Genomic DNA, 17,822 nt, shown 5'->3' on the forward strand with positions numbered 1-17,822 from the left:
TTTCAAATCTTCGCTTTCTCGATATTGTTTTGTTGGGCTTCTTTATCTAGTGTAAGTAAATATTTTTCTATTAAAAACGCGTTGTTTTCAGCTGCATCAAGCAAATTTTTATGATCAATTGCACTTTTCACACTACGTAGAAGTGTTATCTGGTCGCTTATATCTCGTATTATAGGTAAGAGATCATGAGGTACATTTTTAATAGTTCTAATTGTCATATTAACCCTTTTTCTATTTTTCTTTCCAAATATATGGCTACCCCGAGCAACTGATCTCCCTTTCTAAAATCAAAGCAATCATTTTCATTATAAATTACTAAATTTTTTTGATTGTATTTTAATTTGCCAATAAAGATCAATTTCTTATTTTTTATAAATGCAATTCCAATTTTTCCTGCCATATCAATAGGTAACAGTGTGCTGAAAATTAATAAATCGTCTTTGATTATTTGAGAGTTTATACATTCTGTAAGCTCATAACCAAAAAAATAATACTCATCTGAAATTATTGATGGCCAGGTTTTAAAGGTAAGGTGCTTAAGATCTTCAAATGAAGATAATCCATCTGATAAAGATTTTATAAATTTTTCTGTTAGAATGGGTATGTTTATTATTTTATCAAATTCAACTAAAGACTCTTCCATCCCTAAAATTTCAGCTATCTTAGGCAAATATTGGCTTTTCTCTTGTTTTTTGGCAAGAATTTTATTGAGATGTTGTGGACTTATACCTAATTTTTTTGCAAGATGGACTTGCTTAATCCCTGTTTCTTTTATTTTTTTTTTTATTTGATCACTAGGAGTTTCAGTAGGAGAGGGCACTTATTCTATTACTCTATAAATAAAAACAGGTTGTCTATAAGCTAAATCATCTTGTTAACAAAATCAAATTTAAAAAAGTCATATGATTCATATCTTGATCTGCAATTCGCCAAATTATAAAACCTAACATCGATATTGGCTCGAAATTATTTATCCAAAATCTACCCCCTATCTCTCCTGTCAATTAATAGCTGATTAATTAGAGCATTAATATAAATCACTATCGTGTGTGTTGTAAAAATAAATACCCTAAAGTAGTTTATATTTATTGACACTTAATTTTTTTAAGGCAGAATAGTTTAAAAAAATAAACCATTTCGATTTAAAGCTTTAGGATAGGAATTATTAAATGGAAGACATTAAATTATACAATCTAGCGAGAGAACAAATTGAAAATCCTTTTATCGGATTACCTTGTGCTTCGAGTCGTTTAATTCAATTGTTGATAACTAGAGCAAATCCTTCTACAGGTATAGTGGATAACCTGACATATCGGGATCTTGCTACACTATTAATTGTTGACCATGCGCCGGGCAGAAAGGGAGCTGGCATACCTAAAATTGAAACAATAAGAAGCTATTTAAGAACTGTTGCTAAATGCTGTTCAAACGACTTTAGAATCATTACTGATGGCCAAAAGCTAAAATTCCAATTCACTAATATGCCAAAAATTTACGCTCTTTTTTTCGATAAAAAAGAAGTGTACAGGGAAGAGGAAAGTGGTGAGAGCAGGAAAAAAAATACAATAGACTCAATAAATAAACCCGCTCTCTTAGGACTTTCGAACACCCAGAAAAACGAGGAATTAGCCACAGATGGCTTTTTCCAAAAGCCTGTAAAGAATATTAATATTATTAACAAACAAAACAAACTAACAACAAGTGAGGGCGTTTTAAATCACAAAAAACCGATTTCAGCTGATTTTTCCCCAAATCAAGAAACGATAGAAATCGCTTTAAGCAGAGGTCTAAACCAGGTATTAAACTCCGAAGAGCTTAAAAAATTCGTCCACTACAACTTAGCCAACGGCTGCCAGTGGGTTGATTTTAATCCGATTTTTATCAAATGGCTTGAGCGCGAAAGAGAGTACAGCCAATTAAAACAACGCAATAACCAACCAACACAAGGAAAAGCAAGGAGTCGTGTGAATGAATATTCAGCCTATACCAACAGCTATGAATCAGCAATGGCAGCAGTCCTTCAAGCCAACGCCGATGCCTGTCCACCATGCAGTCCAAGTTTCACAGACTCATTCGACGAGAATGAATCTTTCTCCGTCGAATATCTCGTGGCTATGGCAACAGCTAACCGCCATATACGGCCAGTTGTTTATTAATAAATTTGGAACACATGATGCAACTGGTGTTTGGTATGAAACACTTAAAACCCTAACGCCACTAGCTTTAGAGAAAGGGCTAGAGCGACTGAGCAATCTATCAACGGGACACAAGTTTTGCGAATTTCCACCTAACTGTTTGCAATTTAGAGCGCTGTGTTTGGCTTTTTATGAAGAGCAGAATCTACCTGGTATGGACGAAGCTTATCGCGAACTCACAAGCTTAGCGTATAAAACCAAAGCCCATGGGGTTCACCCGTTAGTGAAAGTGATTGCTAAGCGATTGCCACCCGAGTATTTCGATATTGAAGCGGACTATGTTGCCTATCCTATTTTTAAAAGTGTTTATGAACAGGTGTGCTCGTTAGTGAAACAAGGCCATGAGTTGGTTGAGCCTTTTGAATTGTTTATTCCTAAAAAACAATCCGATCATGCTATTGCTCGTCACTATCTTACACAAATCAAACTTTGTTTAGGAGTTAAACCATGACTGAACCACTCGCTTTAAAAGCGTTTAGTGCGCTTGAGTTAATTCACTTGCTCTATGATTGTGCTTTGAAATTGGATTCAGCGCACCAGGCGCTTGAAGAAAAATCGCTTCATGAAACCGCAATCGAAGCTTTCAAAGCCTACGATTTTCTCTTATTTCAGCTGCAGCAAGAGCAGTTAGCGTTTACCGTACACTAATTTTAACTAAAAGGGACTTCAATGAATCAAGTTATTCAAGAAAAAATTGCTGCACTGACGAAACCTTTAGCTAAATATGGGATTGCAGGTTTTAAAATGAAACTTTTATTTAGTGATCGAAGCACTTTCGAATTGGCTAGTCCATTGAAAGAGGGCGTTCCTACAGACTCACAAATATCTGTTATTGCGATTGAAAGACTTCATAATGAATGTTCTTTTATATTTGAAGGTATTGGAGTCGGATCAAGTAGTACTCACTCTCATTGGCGAGAAAAGGATAAGGATAAATTTGCGCTTTTTTGTATCCAGTTTGTTGATGCGATGTTGGATGTGATTATTGAGAAAAATCCAGATTATCGCTTTTCATTCATTTTAAACAATAAAAGACTTAGAGATGCCGTGATACGTCAGGAATATCTTGATATGGTCACCTTCTCTGAACGTGAGCAGTTATGTTTACTTTTAGCAGCTCAAGGTAAAAAGACCAAAGTGATAGCAAAAGAACTCAATATTAGTCCTCACACTGTAGAACAATACTTAAAACGAATTCGAACGTCATTAAACTGTGACAATTTGATTCAGGCGATGTTTGAGTCCATTCAACGCGGCCTTATCGGTAAAATAAATCCTATTTCCATAAATCAATACCAGCAGTAAGCGCGGGGTGTTTATCTTTCATTTTTCCGCTTTCTTTTCTATCCCTTTTATGCCAGTTCTATTCGAAAAGCTTGGAATCAATTTTCAAGTATCTTCTAAGTTATATTGTCACCAAAAATTAAAATTAACTATCACAAATAAAATTAAAAAACAATCCCCAAATTTGGGGATTATGTGGAAGATTTTTTATGGAGAAAATACTGAAAAATAATAATGAAAGGTGGTGGTTTTCCATGACCTATAAGGAAAGAGGGGTTCAGCAAATTAATAACCAAAAGGGTGCTCATACAAAGGTGGTCACTGAGATAGAAAGAGGCATTGGCCAAAGCTTCATTATCAATCATGAGATAGAAATTATGCTCTGCGGTATGCATGAAGATTTAGTACGGTTTGGTATTGAAGGGACTGAGGATAGCGTCATTCAATTGGATTTAAGCCCAACTAAATAGAGAAATATAATTTAAGGGAAGGAAGAAAACGATGTTGATTTTATCAAGACGTATAGGTGAGGCATTAATGATTGGGACTGATATCAAATTAACAGTCGCTGGTATTAAAGGAAATCAGGTTAAATTCGCCATTGAAGCCCCTCGAGAAATTCCTATTCATCGGCAAGAAATTTATAACAAAATTGAAGAGGATGCACGAAATAGTTCAGCTCAAGACAATAAAAAGATAATAAAGATTGTTGGCTGTAAAAATCACTGATTTACTTAGGTAAATAAGTTTTATTCTCTTTCATAGATGGAAATAAGTTTAAAAAAATTTCTAGCTATGATTTAAGCACTCAGCTTAGGGATTTATTTAAAAAATAAATATTAAATTAAGGATGAAATATGACCGAAAATCGGCGATATAAACGTCTCTATACTGTGTTACTCACACTAGGATTAGGTCTTAGTTCCAATTTAGTGTTTGCTGATGACATTGACCCTTTTAATAAGGCGTCTGATTGGTTAAGTAATATATTAATAAGTTTGTCGTTATCAATACTGGCACCGGTCATTATGTTTAACTTGTGGCAATTTTATCAAGGCCATAAAGATGCAAGAGAGGTCGTAAAACCCATTTTAATAACGGCTTTGATAGTAGGAACACCTGCTGTTGTTCTCTTGATTAAACAGGTCCTTCAGTAATCATGAGCGAACAGGTTCGATATTTAGAAAAAGATATGCTTGCCAAAGGCATGACAAGAAGCGCTAAGGTACTAGGCGTCCCCATTAATTTTGTGATCCTAAATATTGGTTTTTTTGTTGTGCTGATGTTGATAGCTTACCTTAGCTCTCAAAGTGTATGGAGTATCTTTATTACCTTATGGAGCATGATCATTGTTCATCTACTGATGATGATGCTATCGCTTAAGGAAGATAAGGCCATACAAATCTTATTATCGAACTTCAGTTTATGCCAAAAAACACCTTTCGATGAGGTGAATGGTTATAGCCCATTAACGAGTTTTTTAAAAAAAACGAAACTTAAGGAAGTTTCCAGTAAAAAACATCTTCCCTGGTCACATCTTTATGATAAGCATACCGTCGTCACGAAAAAAGGAGAGTTACTGCAAATACTCACTTTGGAGGGAATGCCTTTTCATACGGAAGATGATTTTTTCTTAGATGACAGTAAAAAAATTCGCAATCGCGCTCTGTATCAAATGGCTTCTCCCCAAATTGCGATTAGTTTTTATACAATTAAGAAACCTCATCACGATTATCCACAAGGCACTTATCCAGAAGGTTATGCCAAAGAGTTCAATCGTCGTTATCAAGAAAAATTAAAAACGGAAAAGCGCTATCAAAATTTTATCTACATTGTACTGATGGTTAAAGCACCTATTTTAGCAAGGACGAATAAAAAGCGAGCACAACATAAGCCCAATGAAACGCATAAAGAACAACAGGCGTATTTTAGTCAAGGCATCAAAACGCTGAATGAACAAAGCTCGCGCTTAATCAGTTTATTTAAAGCCTACGGTTGCAGACGATTGGGTACACTTCAAAAGCCCTTTGCTCATTCTGAAGTGCTGTCATTTTTATCCTATTTAGTGAATCTTAAAGACCGTTTTGTGAACGCACCGATTCAATCCTTAGATAACTATTTAGCTTATGAATCACATCATTTTGCAAGACGAAGAGGGGTGATTCAGATTAGGGATGTCAGTGGTCAAAGTCGTTTTGCGGCGATGTTGTCGTTAAAAGAATATCCCGAAGAAACCCAAGCTTGTTTAATGGATACCTTATTAAATGCCTCTTGTGAATTGATAATGACACAATCGTTTTTCTTTAAACACAATCAACTTGCCATCGATGCGTTTGAACGACAGCAACGAAAAATGGAGCAAACCGATGATTCGGTCTTACTGGCCGACAAAATTAATAGTGCCGTAGAAGAATTGAAAGCAGGCATTGCCTCTTGTGGTGAACACCACTTAAGTCTTTGTATTATCGCTGATGAGCTAGATTCCTTAAACAAAGCCATTTATGACATTGACGCTAAATTAAATCAAGAGGCAGGGCTTGGCATTGTCCGAGAAGAGCAGGGGGTTGAATTAGCGTTTTGGGCGCAATTGCCGGGGAACCAAGCCTATCGTATTCGTCAATCATTAATTAGTAGTTTAAACCTAGCAAGTTTTGCCAACCTACATAATTATCCTTTAGGAAAAGCGTCAGGCAATCATTGGGGAGAGGCACTAACCTTACTGGAAACCCTAAGTGGTACGCCGTTTTATTTTAATATCCATGTTGGGCAAGTGGGGAACTCCATTTTTATAGGGCCAATGGGCAGTGGAAAAACACTCTTACTGTCTGCCATTTTAGCGTTTTCCCTCAAGTTTGGTGGCTGGCGATTTGTATTTGATAAAGACCGAGGAATGGAAGTTATCACTCGTGCTCTAGGTGGACAATATAATCAAATGGAGCCTGGAAAAGCCTCTGGCATGGCTCCTCTTCAATTAAAAGATAGCCCTGAAAATCGAGCGTTTAATATTTTACTTCTTAAAAAAATCCTAAGCCTTTCAAAGCCTTTATCTACTCAGGAAGAAAAACGCATTGAAAAAGCCATCCATGCGATGTATGAACTGAATGAATCAAGTCGCAGATACCGTCACTTAGCTCCCTTTTTAGGAGTGGCTGAACCGGGAAGTTTAAGAGAGCGGTTTGATCGTTGGCATTCCGATGGTCAACATGCATGGCTTTTTGATAACGAAAAAGACTCCTTTACGTTCAATAATAAAATGATTGGTTTTGACATTGGAAAGTTACTGAATCAAAGCTTTATTGAAGTGAGCACCCCGGCATTAATGTATCTATTTCATCGCATCAGTGAGTGCTTAGATGCCTCACCAACGATGGTCTTTATTCCTGAAGGTTGGAAAGCCTTAAGCGACCCTTTCTTTCAAGAGCAGTTAAAAGATTGGAGTAAAACACCGCGCAAAAACAATATGGCGATGCTTATGGATACACAAAATCCTGAAGATTTAGCCTTAAGTCCTGCGGGTTGCTCCATTGTTGCCGAAGCAAGAACACAAGTTTTTTTTGCGAATGCTCAAGCCAAATGGCAACACTATAACCAATTTAATGTGAGCGAGAGGGAATTTGAAATTATCAAAGAAGTGTTGCCTGCCATTGGCGGACATTATTTCTTGTTAAAACAGGGAAAGATCAGTGTTGTTGCGCGTTTAAACTTAACCGGATTAAACGAGGATATCTCGATTTTATCGAGCAATTTAGCGAGAGCTTTGTTACTGCAACGAATTACTGCGCGGGTAGGGGACCTCATTGAGGCCTGGCTTCCTTACTATGTGAAGTTAAACGCCATACTTGAACAAAAACACAATAATTCATTCCCTGATTTTGAGGTGCATCTCGATAGTTACTGGGAGCAGTGTCAATGAAAAAAAGACAAATCCTAATAACGCTCGTAGTCTTTTTCTTTAGTTCAGTGATCTATGCCGACCTATTAACGATTGTTGAAGACGCCAAATTGTTAGATGCAACCCTTGAGCAAATCAAGCAAATAAAAGCGATTCAATCAAAATTGAAGAATCAATTAAAAGTGCTCGATAACCAAAAAAAATTGCTAGAGTCCAGCAATAAGGCAATGACGGGTCATTACAATTACGGAACTATCGATAATCCACTGCTTAAAAATTGGCAGCATTCGGGGAAAAATTGGGACAGTCTTTTAGAGGGTACAGACAAGGATGCCTTGACCCGATTAAAAAAACAAATTGCCAGTGAATTTCCACTCAGCGATGCGAATAAACTTTTCACCCTACAAAATTCAGAACAAACCAAACTCTTTAATTTGTTGTCAAAAGCAACACTTGCTTCAAGAGCAAGTCAAACTCTAGCCTATAACAGCGTTGATGATGAACTTCTACTGCTTGAACAACTGCAAGAACGCATTGAACAAACCCCGAATCAAAAAGCCATTCTCGATTTAATCGCCCGAATTCAAATTGAAGAGGCAAAATTGAGCGCTTACCAAATTAAAGCGAATGCAGTGAATGCCCAATTGAGTAGTCTACAAAGTCAACAAGAACTGACTGATGCGAAATGGGCCAATGACTTTTTTAAATGGCATAACTAATTAATAACAAAAGGAGAACAGCCAGGTGAAAAAAAAGATAAGGAATCGTTTATTAGGTCTTTTGGTTGTGAGTTTAGCCCTTTTAGCCCTGGTGTTAGGGGCAACCCCTCTTTTAAAAGCGCAAAAAGAAAAACAACAACTCGCAGAAGAAGAAAAAAAGTTTGCCGAATTTTTTGCGTGGAGAAACCAATGAGACGTACGTTAGTAGTGATTCTCAGCTTGCATTTATGTGCCTGTGCAACGCAGCGACCTGAATTGAAAGCTCCTTGCGACCCTTTAAGGTGCATCAATCGGACTAATGTGAATACTTGGTATAAAGGATAAGTCGTGGATTTTAAAGTAGCTCCTGAGACTTTTGTGGATGATATTATTCGTATTATCGATGGTTTAACGGCTGAGTTTATAAAAACCGGATTTAATACCATTGCAAATCATTGGTTAAGCTCAGGCCTACTGGATTCTATTCTTACGCTTTATGTTCTTTATTTTTTATATCAAGCTAAATTTTACAACACCCCTTTGGCTGATGCGACAAGGCATCTTGTTAAAGTCGTTTTTGTTTTTATACTCAGTACCAATTGGAGTGTGTTTTACATTCTTATCTATAATGTGGCCACCAACGGACCCTTGCAGATCATTAAATTGTTGCTCCAAGGGCAAGGAAATACTCTACCCGATGGTTCTTTAAATGACACGTTTATTACGGGTATTAAACAGGCCATGGGGTTACTCGCTAACATGCCCATTTCGTTTAAAGGGGTGGTTTGTTCAGTGTTTGCGGCTTTCTTTCTTATCCTAGCGACCTTTCTTTTTACCTTAATCGCGCTGGCTATCATCATTATTTCAAAGTTTTACTTAGCCGTTTATTTAGCCTTAGCGCCTTATTTTTTAGTGATGTTTCTTTTTAATGGGACTCAGGGATTATCAGAAAGTTGGGTAAGAGCCTGCCTAAGTAACGCTTTAATACCTATCTTTGTGGGCTGTGTTTTATTACTGACGACCGTTTTAGCTCAAAGCTGCATGAATACGGCTTCATTTACGGGCGGCAAAAGCCCCGATTTTATTGGCATTATTCTTTATTTTGCCACCGCCTTAATCAGTGCTTATCTCATCAAAGTGACGCCTGAAAAAGCAGCCGCTTTAACCTCTTCATTAGCCATTGCCTCTGCCGGGCAGATGGCTAACTACGGGAAAAAATTAAGCTCTAGTCTCTCGCAAGCGGGTTCATCACTGAAAAAAGGAGGCTCTGCAGCAAAAGAAGCCTATTCAACTCGCCAAAATCGACTTCTTGAAGAAACGAGGCAACGGTCAGAACAAAGACGCCAGCAACTGGAAGAACAACGAGAACGCCGAGCAAGAGCAGGTTATTAAGAAAGGCTAATGAGATAAATCATGACAATAACTAATCCAATAAACACACAAGATGAGACCTATTTTCAAGAAGCACGTAGCTGGTATGAAGATATCTACACCATTAAGGAAAAGCAAATAACACTCTATCGCATGCTCTGTATGGGATTATTTGCACTTTTAAGCCTTAGTTTGGTAGGTCTTACGTCCCTCATCACCCGAGAAAAAGTACAACCTTTTTTAGCGTTGGTAGATAAACGCACAGGGGAAGTAACCACACCAACCCGTTTAAACAGTGAAGACTTAAAAATTAATTGGAAAATGGTTCGCTTTTGGGTCACTACCTATATCAATAACCGCGAATCGTATAATTTTCTTAATATTAATGAGCCATACCATAGGGTGATTGCGATGTCGAATGACAAGGTAGGGACTCAAGTGGATAAAGAACTCCGTCCCGATTTGAATGCTAAAAGTCCTATCGTTGTATTAGGTAAACATCATTACGTGACCGTCACAATTCATTCCATTAACAAGCTTAATAAAGACCATTTATTGGACATTCGTTTTACTACGAACACCATCGATTGTGAAACCCACAAAGTGGTGCGCAGTAATGAATGGCGAACTACGATGAAATGGTTGCTCTTAAATAAAAAACGAAGCTTAGATGAATGGGATAAAAATCCCTTAGGTTTTACGGTGATTTTTTATGATAAACAACCCATTGTTGCCTAACGATAAATAAGAGGTCCTTATGTTTATGATTTTAAAGTGTTTTATTGTCTTGCTTATCACAAGCTATACGCTTTCGAGCGTTGCCAATCAAACGCCTAGGGGGTTAATGACTGATAGTCGGATCAAGATAGTTAGCTATGATGAGGATGAAGTGGTCCAGGTGCGTACGACCTTTGGTTATGCCACAACCATTGAGCTGCAAAAGGGTGAATACATTACCGATAAACCAGGTACGGGTAAGGCGGAGGGCTGGTATGTCGTCTCTGAGAATTTTTCAAATCTAATTAGTATTAAACCCAAAAAAGCAAACAACACGACCAATCTTAATTTTTCGACTAATAAAGGCCGCAGCTATACCTTTCTTTTAAGCGCTGAAGAAGAATCTAAACATCCTACCTTTCGTATTCGTTTTGAGTATGAAGACAGTCACCATTTAAGCTCACCTCAAAAAGCTTATCAATTAATCAGTCATTTCGACAATCCTACGGAGGTGAATGCCAATTATAGTTTTTGGGGCGATAAAACGATCGCACCCATTGTGGCTAAAGACAATGGCAATTTCACCTTATTGCGCTTCAAACCAGGCGCTCCAATTCCTGCCATTTTAGCCGTCGATTTAAAAACAAGACGCGAATCCTTAGTGAACTACCGATTACAAAGTGGCTATGTGGTGGTGGAAGGAGTCTATCCTCAATACACCTTTCGTCTTGGAGAGCACGTCACTTGCCTTTTCAACGAAACGGCCATTAAAGAATGGAAAAACGGCATTTAAAGAGACGAGACTTTCTTATGAAACCTGAACAACCAAACCAGCAAGAGACGAAACTCATTGACGATGAGCCTGTACTTAAAGACAGCAAAGGGCCATCGAAAGGGCTATGGATGGTCGCCGCTTTCCTTATCGTGCTCGCCGTCATTACGATGCAGTTCGGCGCCAAATTTATCTTTCATCGATTCACTATTAAGCCTCCATCGTCAGAAAATATGATTTCTGATGAAGTCAAAGAGTATAAAACGCTTCCCATGCCTCAAAATAAAAAAAGTGCCGAGGAAAAGAAAGCGCCTGGGCTCGTGGCTCACAATGAAGACTTTGATGTGATTCGTTACTTACAAAGCAAACAGCGGCCAATGCCTACTGACCGGGACAATCTGAAAGCATTAATTAAACGGCAAGAAGAAAAGCAGCGGCATGACGATGAACTAAGAATGCGTGAAAGTCCTGTCTTATTATCCATTGGGGTAGGGAGTCCAAACCGCGCAGGAATGAATCAACGAAGCGCTAATCCTCAAGCTGATTTTCAACCTAATGCGAATCTTGCTTATTTAAATAGCATCAGTAATCAACCGATTCAAGAAGTCAATGCCGGTCTTTTTGGTGATTTACGTTTTCGTATTCGTAAAGGAAAAGTGTTGCGTGGTGTGACGGAATCAGCCATTGATTCGGATTTACCAGGCATGATTCGTGGCCATTTGACTCAAGATGTTTATGGTGATCAAGGTGAAATTCCTCTTCTTCCTAATGGGGCAGGGCTTATCGGCGAATATCGCTCAGGAGGAATAAGCAATGGGCAGATAACCTTATTCGTTGTGTGGACGCGAGTTCAATTATCAAATGGTATTTATGTCACGATTGATTCACCCGGAAGCGACCCACTGGGTAGGGCGGGGATGACAGGGGAAGTGGATCATCATTACCTTCAACGTTATGGCTCCTCCCTGTTAAGTTCTTTATTTAGTGTCAGTGCAGCGACTCTAGGTGTGAACTCCACCGATCGCTTTAATTCAGAAAGCGCTTACCGCCAAGGCTTATCCAATGCTTTTGCGCAACAAGCCAATCAAGATTTTCAACACTATTCATCCATACAAAACACGATAAGACCACCTCAAGGCACTGAAATCACTATTATGGTGAATAAGGATATCTCCTTTGAAGACGTGCTTACACAAACGGAGGATTTGGCATGAGCTTAGCCCTTGAGAACTACTTAAGCCCACTTTATCCCTATCTTCATCAGAATCAAGTGTCTGAACTTTGTATCAATAAACCCGGTGAGCTTTGGTTAGAAGAGCAGGGTAAATTTTCTTTAGTTCGCTTGGAGGCGCTGACAGAAAGATGGCTTTTAACGCTTGCGGAACTGATTGCTGAATTTAACAATAAATCCTTATCCGAAACAAAGCCCTTATTATCGGCGACCCTGCCTCAGGGTGAGCGCTGTCAGATTGTTTTACCACCGGCTTGTGAAAAAGGGCAATTTGTTTATTCCATTAGGAAACCCAGCATTCTCAGTTTAACCCTTGCTGATTGGGAGAAAAAAGGTGCTTTTGACAAAGTGAAACATCATTTTATTGCGCGTGAGGCTAAAATTAAAGCAACTTTGCAGCAACTTGCCAACCAAAAGCAATGGAAAACACTCCTTTCTTTTGCGGTGCGCTCTAAGCTTAATGTCATTATTAGTGGGGGAACTTCTTCAGCTAAAACCACCTTACTTAACTCTTGTTTAAAAGAAATTGACGTTCAAGAACGCTTAGTGACGATTGAAGGGGTAAGGGAAGTCAAAACCACGCTCCCTAATTGTGTCCATTTACTTGCCAATGAAGACAACGACGAAGGGCATTCGGCCTCGATGTTGGATTTATTAAAAGTTTCTTTTCGATTACGTCCTGATCGCATCTTTTTATCCGAATTGCGCTCTCATGAAGCCTATCCTTTCTTAAGGGCTTGTATTTCAGGTCACCCAGGTAGTTTAACCACGTTGCATGCAGATTCCATTGCAAGTGCAAAAGAGCAGCTTTGTTTCATGCTCAGTGAATCGCCTTCTTTGCAAGGAGCAAGCGTTAACCGTTTAAAACAATTAATTCGGACAGCCATTCATGTCGTGGTCCAGATGCGGCGAGATGAAGAGGGGGTTCGTTTGATTGAGGATATTGATATCGGAGGAGTAATCGATGATTTTTAATGGTGCTGCGTTCCTCCTTTTTTATTTCTGTCTTTATAAAAGCCTTAACCCTAAAGGACAGAGGAAGTTTTTAAGCTTAAATCTTTGGATTATGGGCGCTGTTGTGGCCCTTTTTATTTTTACAACACTTTGGTCTTTGATTTTTTTCTCTCTAATGAAGCTTTCATTAAGACTTGTTAGACCCTGGTCAGTCCTTCAATTAATCCCACAAACAAGGGATTGGGACCTTGTTACTCAGTTTTATTTTTGGGTCTTTCCCACTTTGTCTCTTAGTTTAATTGGGTTTGGCAAGCTTAATCAGCTATTGGAACCGGCCTGGAAACAATTATACGGGAATGCCCATTGGGCAAGCCGTCACGAGATGAAAAAGATGGGCTTTCTTAAAGAAGAGGGTAATGTGGTCGTTGGCAAATTAGGTGCTACTTTGCTGCGCTACTCGTTAACCAACCATCTTTTAGTCTTTGCTCCTTCGCGCTCAGGAAAAGGGGTCTCTCTGGTGATCCCTAATGCGCTTCATTGGCAGGGCTCACTATTAGCCTTGGATAATAAATATGAAATATTTGATTATACGAGTGGTTATCGGGCGCAATCAGGTTCTGAAGTCTATCGTTTTTCACCGGCACAAACTCACTATCAAACGCATTGTATTAATCCCTTAGATTATGTGGATAGGGTAAACCCTTGTAAACGCGTCACCGACCTACATCTTATTTTAGATATCTTGATTGCCCATTCAGATTCTGAAAATAAAATGTGGGTAGAAGAAGCACGTTCCCTCGCTTTAGGTTTACTTTTATGGCTCATGCAAAGTGAACGCAATTTTGCGTTAAGTGAACTATCAGCCCTCGTGAAAGGCGGTCAATTAGAATTATTTTTGCAGCAAGTCATACAGGATCATACCATTGCCGATAATTTAATCAGTATCGATCCGCCAGCTTTTTTAGCGATCCAAAACTTTTTACAAAAAGCACCTAAAGAACAATCAGGGGTTAGAACTACCTTAGCGTCGATGCTAAGACTCTGGGAAGACCCTCTTATTTGTGCGGCCACCAATCGTTCTGATTTTGATTTTAGAGATCTGCGAAAAAGACCCATTACGGTGTATTTATCTTTTGGAACCCATCAAATTTCACGCCTTGCTTCCCTGATTAATTTGTTGGTGCAGCTTTTTTTAAACGTCATGTTGTCCCATCTGCCCACTGAAGAGGAGCCTTACAAAGTACTTTGCTTGCTCGATGAGATTAATCGCTTTGGTCGTATGGATAAACTGAAAGATGGCTTTGGCGACTTAGCAGGGTATGGAGTTCATCTTATGCCAATTATTCAGAATGTGGGTCAATTTTATTCGATTTATGGTGGACGGGATCAAAGCGATATTTTTTTCCAAAACACCGACTTAAAGATAGGCTTTCGCCAAAATGCGCCAACGGATAAGGAATTTTTATCCAAAGAACTGGGCAATCGCACTATTCGCATTAAAAATCGAAGTTATGCGACGAATCGAGAGGGCAGTAATTACAGCGAAAGTCTCATTGAACGACCGCTGTTATCACCAACTGAAATTGGACGCCTTTCTAAGCGGCAACAAATTATAATCACCGGTGACGGCGTGATTCGCTGTCACAAAATAACCTATTACAAAGACAGGCAGTTTAAACGCAAACTGTTGCCTGCGGCCATTATTCCTACTGTTAAACCTCAGTTTCCCATTATTGATATTAAAAAAGAAGCGATGGAAGAAACCCTCGATGAAGACAATAACGAGACCAATTTTAAGACAAAAAAAGATACTAAAAGCAAATATAAGCCCTCAAATACAAAGACTTTTCTGAGTGATACCAGTCACCCCTCTAAAGCCGATGGACAGACCAGCGAGCTCATTGAATATTTAGCCCAATCATTTGAAGAAGAAGGAATTGAATAATGAAATTATCAAGAACAAGCCGATTAGCCCTTCGATTAGGGATTAAAACGAAAGAATATCATGATTATATTCATGCTAATGAGGAAAAAGAGCGCCATCAAAAACGACGCGACCTGTTTTTATCTCAACCGCGTGAGCGGGTTATCAACGACTATCCTGAACTTAAGCCTATTTATGAGGTACAAGATAGCGCGCTACGTTTTTTCAATGATGTTCTTATTGCAACACCGCAAAGTCTTAATACGAATCGTCGAAATCAGCTACGTGCCCAACATCTTGCGTTTGAAGCCTTTGATTTTTTAGATAAGAATAAACCCGTTCCTTTATTTTTCCGAGAAGGGCGCTCTGAAGAAGCAAGTCTCCTGCGGGCCGAAGAGCTTCGCACCTTAAGGCATGAACTTAATTTAAGTTTTGATGACAATGCGCGGGTAAATTCTGAACTACGTCAGGAAGCGCACGCGCGCTATGCGAAGTTTAGTCATTCTTTTTTTAGCAACGAACAAGAAGCCGTTAAGCAATATCCAGAGCTCGCACCCCTTATGAAAGTAAAAAAACAAGCAACTCGTTATTTTAGTCAATGGGTTATTGAGGAAAAAAGGGATAAGGTCATTAAAGATTGTTTAAACCGAGCGATTAAAGACATAGCGCGTCATATTCCGTTGCCAAATGCCGAAGAAATTAAAGCAGAAGCATTGAGTTTGCGAAGCTCCTGGATAGGTACGCAAACAAATATTCCGCAAGCAAAGGGAGGTGCTCCATCAAAAACCTATCAATACCAAGGTGTTGATTTTATGAAACAGTTGATTGGCAAAAATGGGATTGCTCAAGGTTGGTGGCCCTACAATCCTGATTTATTAGAAGCAACGAATAGAATTAATGATATCGATAATGAGATCTTAAAAGAGCAATGGATAACCTCGTTTAATACCCTCCCTAAAGAAGAGGTCTTAGAAAAATTCCCAAAACTGACTGTGATCTATAATAAATTGGATGCAGCACGCCTATTTTATAATGAAAAAATAGCAACCCCTTATGCCGAAGAGGCGGCCAAGACGATAGTCACTCTTGATTTTGATTGCTTATTAAAGAATGAACCCATTAAAGCCATTAGTGAAACACCAGCGAAACTGCATGAGCAACTGATTCAACAAATTCAATATCAACTTCAAATTGAGGGAAAAGAAAAAAGTCTAGTCACTGCGGCCAAACCCTTTAACCAACAACTGAAAGTATTTCACCGTATTCAAGAGTCAACCTTTAACGATCTTGATGCCTCAAATGAGAATTTTCCCGATGAATTAGCACCCGTTCTTGTTCCAAAAGTACTGGAGTTACCCCAAAAACCACTAATAAGTTTAGAAAGTATCGCTGAGCAAATCAGAGACCTTAAAGCGCAGATGTTAGAAGCCGGTCTTTCCCAACAGCCCTTAGATAAGCTATTGCAAGAACAGCTCAATCTCTCTCAGGACCCCGTTGAACAGGAGCTTAAGGCCTCCACTGACACTCAGTTATTCCTTGAAGAGAAGACAATTCAACCCACGATCAGTTTGAGTTCGTTGCATTCAACCGCAGCTCCTTTAGACCTTGATGCTATTTTGAACTCCGATCATCGCTCAAAAACCATTGAGGGGGATGAATTTTCTCGTTGGGATATCCCCTTATTAACGGAAGCACTGAATAAACGAGGTCGAGAATTTGTAACTGCGCTTTTAGGTGAGCCGCGTTTTCAAGACAATCAGCAATTGCGTTTTGGAGCTAATAAGGGTTCATTAATTGTCACGATCGCAGGTCCTAAACAGGGTCTATGGTATGATCATCAAACCGGTGAAGGCGGTAACCTCATTCAATTAGTCCAAAAAGAAAAAAATCTAAACTTTAAGGAAGCGCTCGATTATATTGGCAATTATTTAGACTTTTCACCCGAAAAAAGTGTTTCAAGTCAAATCGATGTCAGCGATTTACCCAAAACATTGACTGATGATCAAATTAAGTTAGTCCGCTATGCCAGACAATTAGCGAATAGTTCACAACCCCTTGAAGGGACTCTTGCTGAAACTTATCTTAAAAGTCGGGGTATCGATACCTCCGTGTGTAGCCCTTATGTTCGTTTCTTACCTTCGGTTAAAGAAAAAGAAACAGGTCAAATGCATCCCGCGTTATTATTGATTGGAAAAAATAAAGCAGGCAAGGTGCAATGTGCACAAGTCACTTTTTTATCTAAAGAGGGTAAAAAGCTCTCTATCGAAGAGCCGAAGCGCACCTTTGGATTACCTAAAGGGGCTCTTATTCCTGTTCATGTCGGTACTAGCAATCTTTATGGGTTAGCGGAGGGTGGCGAAACCTCTCTTTCTGTAGCCTGTGCCCATAAAGAATTAACAGTGTTTGCATCCCTCGGTAGTTTTACCAATTTTGCCCACAGTGCACTCAATGGCAATGGCAATACGCTTATTGTCTTTGCTGATAATGATTTAGCCGCTAAGGCGTCTATTTCTAAAAGAAATAAGGCCTTCGAACAGCTTCAGGCCCAAGGATTTAATCTTTTAACCTGTAAACCTAAAACGCTTAGACAAGATTTTAATGATGTGTTGCAAGAAAAAGGGCTTGAAGGCCTTAGGCAAGAATCATTGCAATTAACGCTTTATGCTTCAGAAAAAAAAGAGTCGACTAGACATCAAGAAAATCAGTTTTCACGACAATTAGAAAAGAAGAAAACCCCTGAACAGGAGCTCGATTTTTAAACCTGCCTACTTCGCTAGTCAACAA

Annotated in this window: 19 protein-coding genes; 17 read left to right on the forward strand and 2 right to left on the reverse strand. The window is 38.9% G+C overall.

The genetic code is table 11. The annotated features are described in order from the left end of the window. Positions 1-2: 2 nt before the first annotated feature. Together Lnau_RS15605 and Lnau_RS15610 are read right to left on the reverse strand one after the other, a co-directional pair. A complete protein-coding gene (locus Lnau_RS15605; protein ID WP_058506073.1) occupies positions 3-218 on the reverse strand; it encodes a hypothetical protein in 216 nt (71 codons plus the stop codon). Continuing rightward, positions 215-820 carry a helix-turn-helix domain-containing protein gene (locus tag Lnau_RS15610; RefSeq protein WP_058506074.1) on the reverse strand — a complete coding sequence of 202 codons (606 nt, stop codon included), beginning with the start codon at positions 818-820 and terminating at the stop codon, positions 215-217. The genes Lnau_RS15605 and Lnau_RS15610 overlap by 4 nt, the downstream gene beginning before the upstream one ends. A 349-nt stretch (positions 821-1,169) precedes the next feature. Between Lnau_RS15610 and Lnau_RS15615 the strand changes: the two genes are divergently transcribed. The 17 genes from Lnau_RS15615 to Lnau_RS15695 all read left to right on the forward strand — a co-directional run bounded on the left by Lnau_RS15615 (position 1,170) and on the right by Lnau_RS15695 (position 17,797). Next, on the forward strand, positions 1,170-2,156 hold the full coding sequence (locus Lnau_RS15615; protein WP_058506075.1) for a DnaT-like ssDNA-binding domain-containing protein: 987 nt from the start codon (positions 1,170-1,172) through the stop codon (positions 2,154-2,156). Beyond that, positions 2,146-2,646 carry a hypothetical protein gene (locus tag Lnau_RS15620; protein ID WP_238586001.1) on the forward strand — a complete coding sequence of 167 codons (501 nt, stop codon included), beginning with the start codon at positions 2,146-2,148 and terminating at the stop codon, positions 2,644-2,646. The genes Lnau_RS15615 and Lnau_RS15620 overlap by 11 nt, the downstream gene beginning before the upstream one ends. Further along, positions 2,643-2,843 (forward strand): hypothetical protein, encoded by a 201-nt coding sequence (locus tag Lnau_RS15625; RefSeq protein ID WP_058506077.1) that lies wholly within the window; start codon positions 2,643-2,645, stop codon positions 2,841-2,843. The genes Lnau_RS15620 and Lnau_RS15625 overlap by 4 nt, the downstream gene beginning before the upstream one ends. Before the next feature lie 21 nt (positions 2,844-2,864). Then, entirely contained in the window at positions 2,865-3,500 is a 636-nt protein-coding gene (locus tag Lnau_RS15630; protein WP_058506078.1) for a helix-turn-helix transcriptional regulator, read from the forward strand. A gap of 188 nt (positions 3,501-3,688) precedes the next feature. Beyond that, positions 3,689-3,949, forward strand: a complete 261-nt coding sequence (locus tag Lnau_RS15640; RefSeq protein WP_133134935.1) for a hypothetical protein — start codon at positions 3,689-3,691, stop codon at positions 3,947-3,949. 31 nt (positions 3,950-3,980) lie between these two features. Continuing rightward, on the forward strand, positions 3,981-4,208 hold the full coding sequence (gene csrA / locus Lnau_RS15645) for a carbon storage regulator CsrA (protein WP_058506081.1): 228 nt from the start codon (positions 3,981-3,983) through the stop codon (positions 4,206-4,208). A gap of 128 nt (positions 4,209-4,336) precedes the next feature. Beyond that, on the forward strand, positions 4,337-4,636 hold the full coding sequence (locus Lnau_RS15650; RefSeq protein WP_058506082.1) for a hypothetical protein: 300 nt from the start codon (positions 4,337-4,339) through the stop codon (positions 4,634-4,636). Between the two features lie 2 nt (positions 4,637-4,638). After that, on the forward strand, positions 4,639-7,392 hold the full coding sequence (locus tag Lnau_RS15655) for a VirB4 family type IV secretion/conjugal transfer ATPase (protein ID WP_058506083.1): 2,754 nt from the start codon (positions 4,639-4,641) through the stop codon (positions 7,390-7,392). Further along, positions 7,389-8,090, forward strand: a complete 702-nt coding sequence (locus tag Lnau_RS15660; protein ID WP_058506084.1) for a type IV secretion system protein — start codon at positions 7,389-7,391, stop codon at positions 8,088-8,090. The genes Lnau_RS15655 and Lnau_RS15660 overlap by 4 nt, the downstream gene beginning before the upstream one ends. Positions 8,091-8,115: 25 nt before the next feature. After that, on the forward strand, positions 8,116-8,283 hold the full coding sequence (locus Lnau_RS16505) for a hypothetical protein (protein ID WP_157070667.1): 168 nt from the start codon (positions 8,116-8,118) through the stop codon (positions 8,281-8,283). Positions 8,284-8,417: 134 nt separating this feature from the next. Then, positions 8,418-9,461 carry a TrbL/VirB6 family protein gene (locus Lnau_RS15665; RefSeq protein ID WP_058506085.1) on the forward strand — a complete coding sequence of 348 codons (1,044 nt, stop codon included), beginning with the start codon at positions 8,418-8,420 and terminating at the stop codon, positions 9,459-9,461. Between the two features lie 21 nt (positions 9,462-9,482). Continuing rightward, positions 9,483-10,178: a VirB8 family type IV secretion system protein gene (locus Lnau_RS15670; RefSeq protein ID WP_058506086.1), complete on the forward strand. Its 696-nt coding sequence runs from the start codon at positions 9,483-9,485 to the stop codon at positions 10,176-10,178. 106 nt (positions 10,179-10,284) lie between these two features. Beyond that, the gene (locus Lnau_RS15675; protein ID WP_162263211.1) at positions 10,285-10,950 is read left to right on the forward strand and encodes a TrbG/VirB9 family P-type conjugative transfer protein; all 666 of its coding nucleotides are present in this window, start codon (positions 10,285-10,287) and stop codon (positions 10,948-10,950) included. A gap of 17 nt (positions 10,951-10,967) precedes the next feature. Then, positions 10,968-12,143: a TraB/TrbI/VirB10 family type IV secretion system protein gene (locus Lnau_RS15680; protein WP_058506088.1), complete on the forward strand. Its 1,176-nt coding sequence runs from the start codon at positions 10,968-10,970 to the stop codon at positions 12,141-12,143. Continuing rightward, positions 12,140-13,135 (forward strand): P-type DNA transfer ATPase VirB11, encoded by a 996-nt coding sequence (virB11, locus tag Lnau_RS15685; RefSeq protein ID WP_058506089.1) that lies wholly within the window; start codon positions 12,140-12,142, stop codon positions 13,133-13,135. The genes Lnau_RS15680 and virB11 overlap by 4 nt, the downstream gene beginning before the upstream one ends. Then, positions 13,125-15,059, forward strand: coding sequence for a type IV secretory system conjugative DNA transfer family protein (locus tag Lnau_RS15690; protein ID WP_058506090.1), 1,935 nt, complete (start codon positions 13,125-13,127; stop codon positions 15,057-15,059). Before virB11 ends, Lnau_RS15690 begins: the two co-directional genes overlap by 11 nt. Further along, positions 15,059-17,797, forward strand: coding sequence for a DUF7146 domain-containing protein (locus Lnau_RS15695; protein WP_058506091.1), 2,739 nt, complete (start codon positions 15,059-15,061; stop codon positions 17,795-17,797). The genes Lnau_RS15690 and Lnau_RS15695 overlap by 1 nt, the downstream gene beginning before the upstream one ends. The last annotated feature ends 25 nt before the right edge of the window (positions 17,798-17,822 follow it).

The sequence above is a fragment of the Legionella nautarum genome, from assembly GCF_001467895.1.
Taxonomy (GTDB): Bacteria; Pseudomonadota; Gammaproteobacteria; order Legionellales; family Legionellaceae; genus Tatlockia; species Tatlockia nautarum.

What these genes read in the sequence shown, in the direction of transcription:
- Lnau_RS15605 (WP_058506073.1), bottom strand. Translation starts at nt 218, where the DNA reads ATGACAATTAGAACTATTAAAAATGTACCTCATGATCTCTTACCTATA.
- Lnau_RS15615 (WP_058506075.1), top strand. Translation starts at nt 1,170, where the DNA reads ATGGAAGACATTAAATTATACAATCTAGCGAGAGAACAAATTGAAAAT.
- Lnau_RS15625 (WP_058506077.1), top strand. Translation starts at nt 2,643, where the DNA reads ATGACTGAACCACTCGCTTTAAAAGCGTTTAGTGCGCTTGAGTTAATT.
- Lnau_RS15630 (WP_058506078.1), top strand. Translation starts at nt 2,865, where the DNA reads ATGAATCAAGTTATTCAAGAAAAAATTGCTGCACTGACGAAACCTTTA.
- Lnau_RS15640 (WP_133134935.1), top strand. Translation starts at nt 3,689, where the DNA reads ATGGAGAAAATACTGAAAAATAATAATGAAAGGTGGTGGTTTTCCATG.
- csrA (WP_058506081.1), top strand. Translation starts at nt 3,981, where the DNA reads ATGTTGATTTTATCAAGACGTATAGGTGAGGCATTAATGATTGGGACT.
- Lnau_RS15650 (WP_058506082.1), top strand. Translation starts at nt 4,337, where the DNA reads ATGACCGAAAATCGGCGATATAAACGTCTCTATACTGTGTTACTCACA.
- Lnau_RS15655 (WP_058506083.1), top strand. Translation starts at nt 4,639, where the DNA reads ATGAGCGAACAGGTTCGATATTTAGAAAAAGATATGCTTGCCAAAGGC.
- Lnau_RS15660 (WP_058506084.1), top strand. Translation starts at nt 7,389, where the DNA reads ATGAAAAAAAGACAAATCCTAATAACGCTCGTAGTCTTTTTCTTTAGT.
- Lnau_RS15670 (WP_058506086.1), top strand. Translation starts at nt 9,483, where the DNA reads ATGACAATAACTAATCCAATAAACACACAAGATGAGACCTATTTTCAA.
- Lnau_RS15675 (WP_162263211.1), top strand. Translation starts at nt 10,285, where the DNA reads ATGACTGATAGTCGGATCAAGATAGTTAGCTATGATGAGGATGAAGTG.
- Lnau_RS15680 (WP_058506088.1), top strand. Translation starts at nt 10,968, where the DNA reads ATGAAACCTGAACAACCAAACCAGCAAGAGACGAAACTCATTGACGAT.
- virB11 (WP_058506089.1), top strand. Translation starts at nt 12,140, where the DNA reads ATGAGCTTAGCCCTTGAGAACTACTTAAGCCCACTTTATCCCTATCTT.
- Lnau_RS15690 (WP_058506090.1), top strand. Translation starts at nt 13,125, where the DNA reads ATGATTTTTAATGGTGCTGCGTTCCTCCTTTTTTATTTCTGTCTTTAT.
- Lnau_RS15695 (WP_058506091.1), top strand. Translation starts at nt 15,059, where the DNA reads ATGAAATTATCAAGAACAAGCCGATTAGCCCTTCGATTAGGGATTAAA.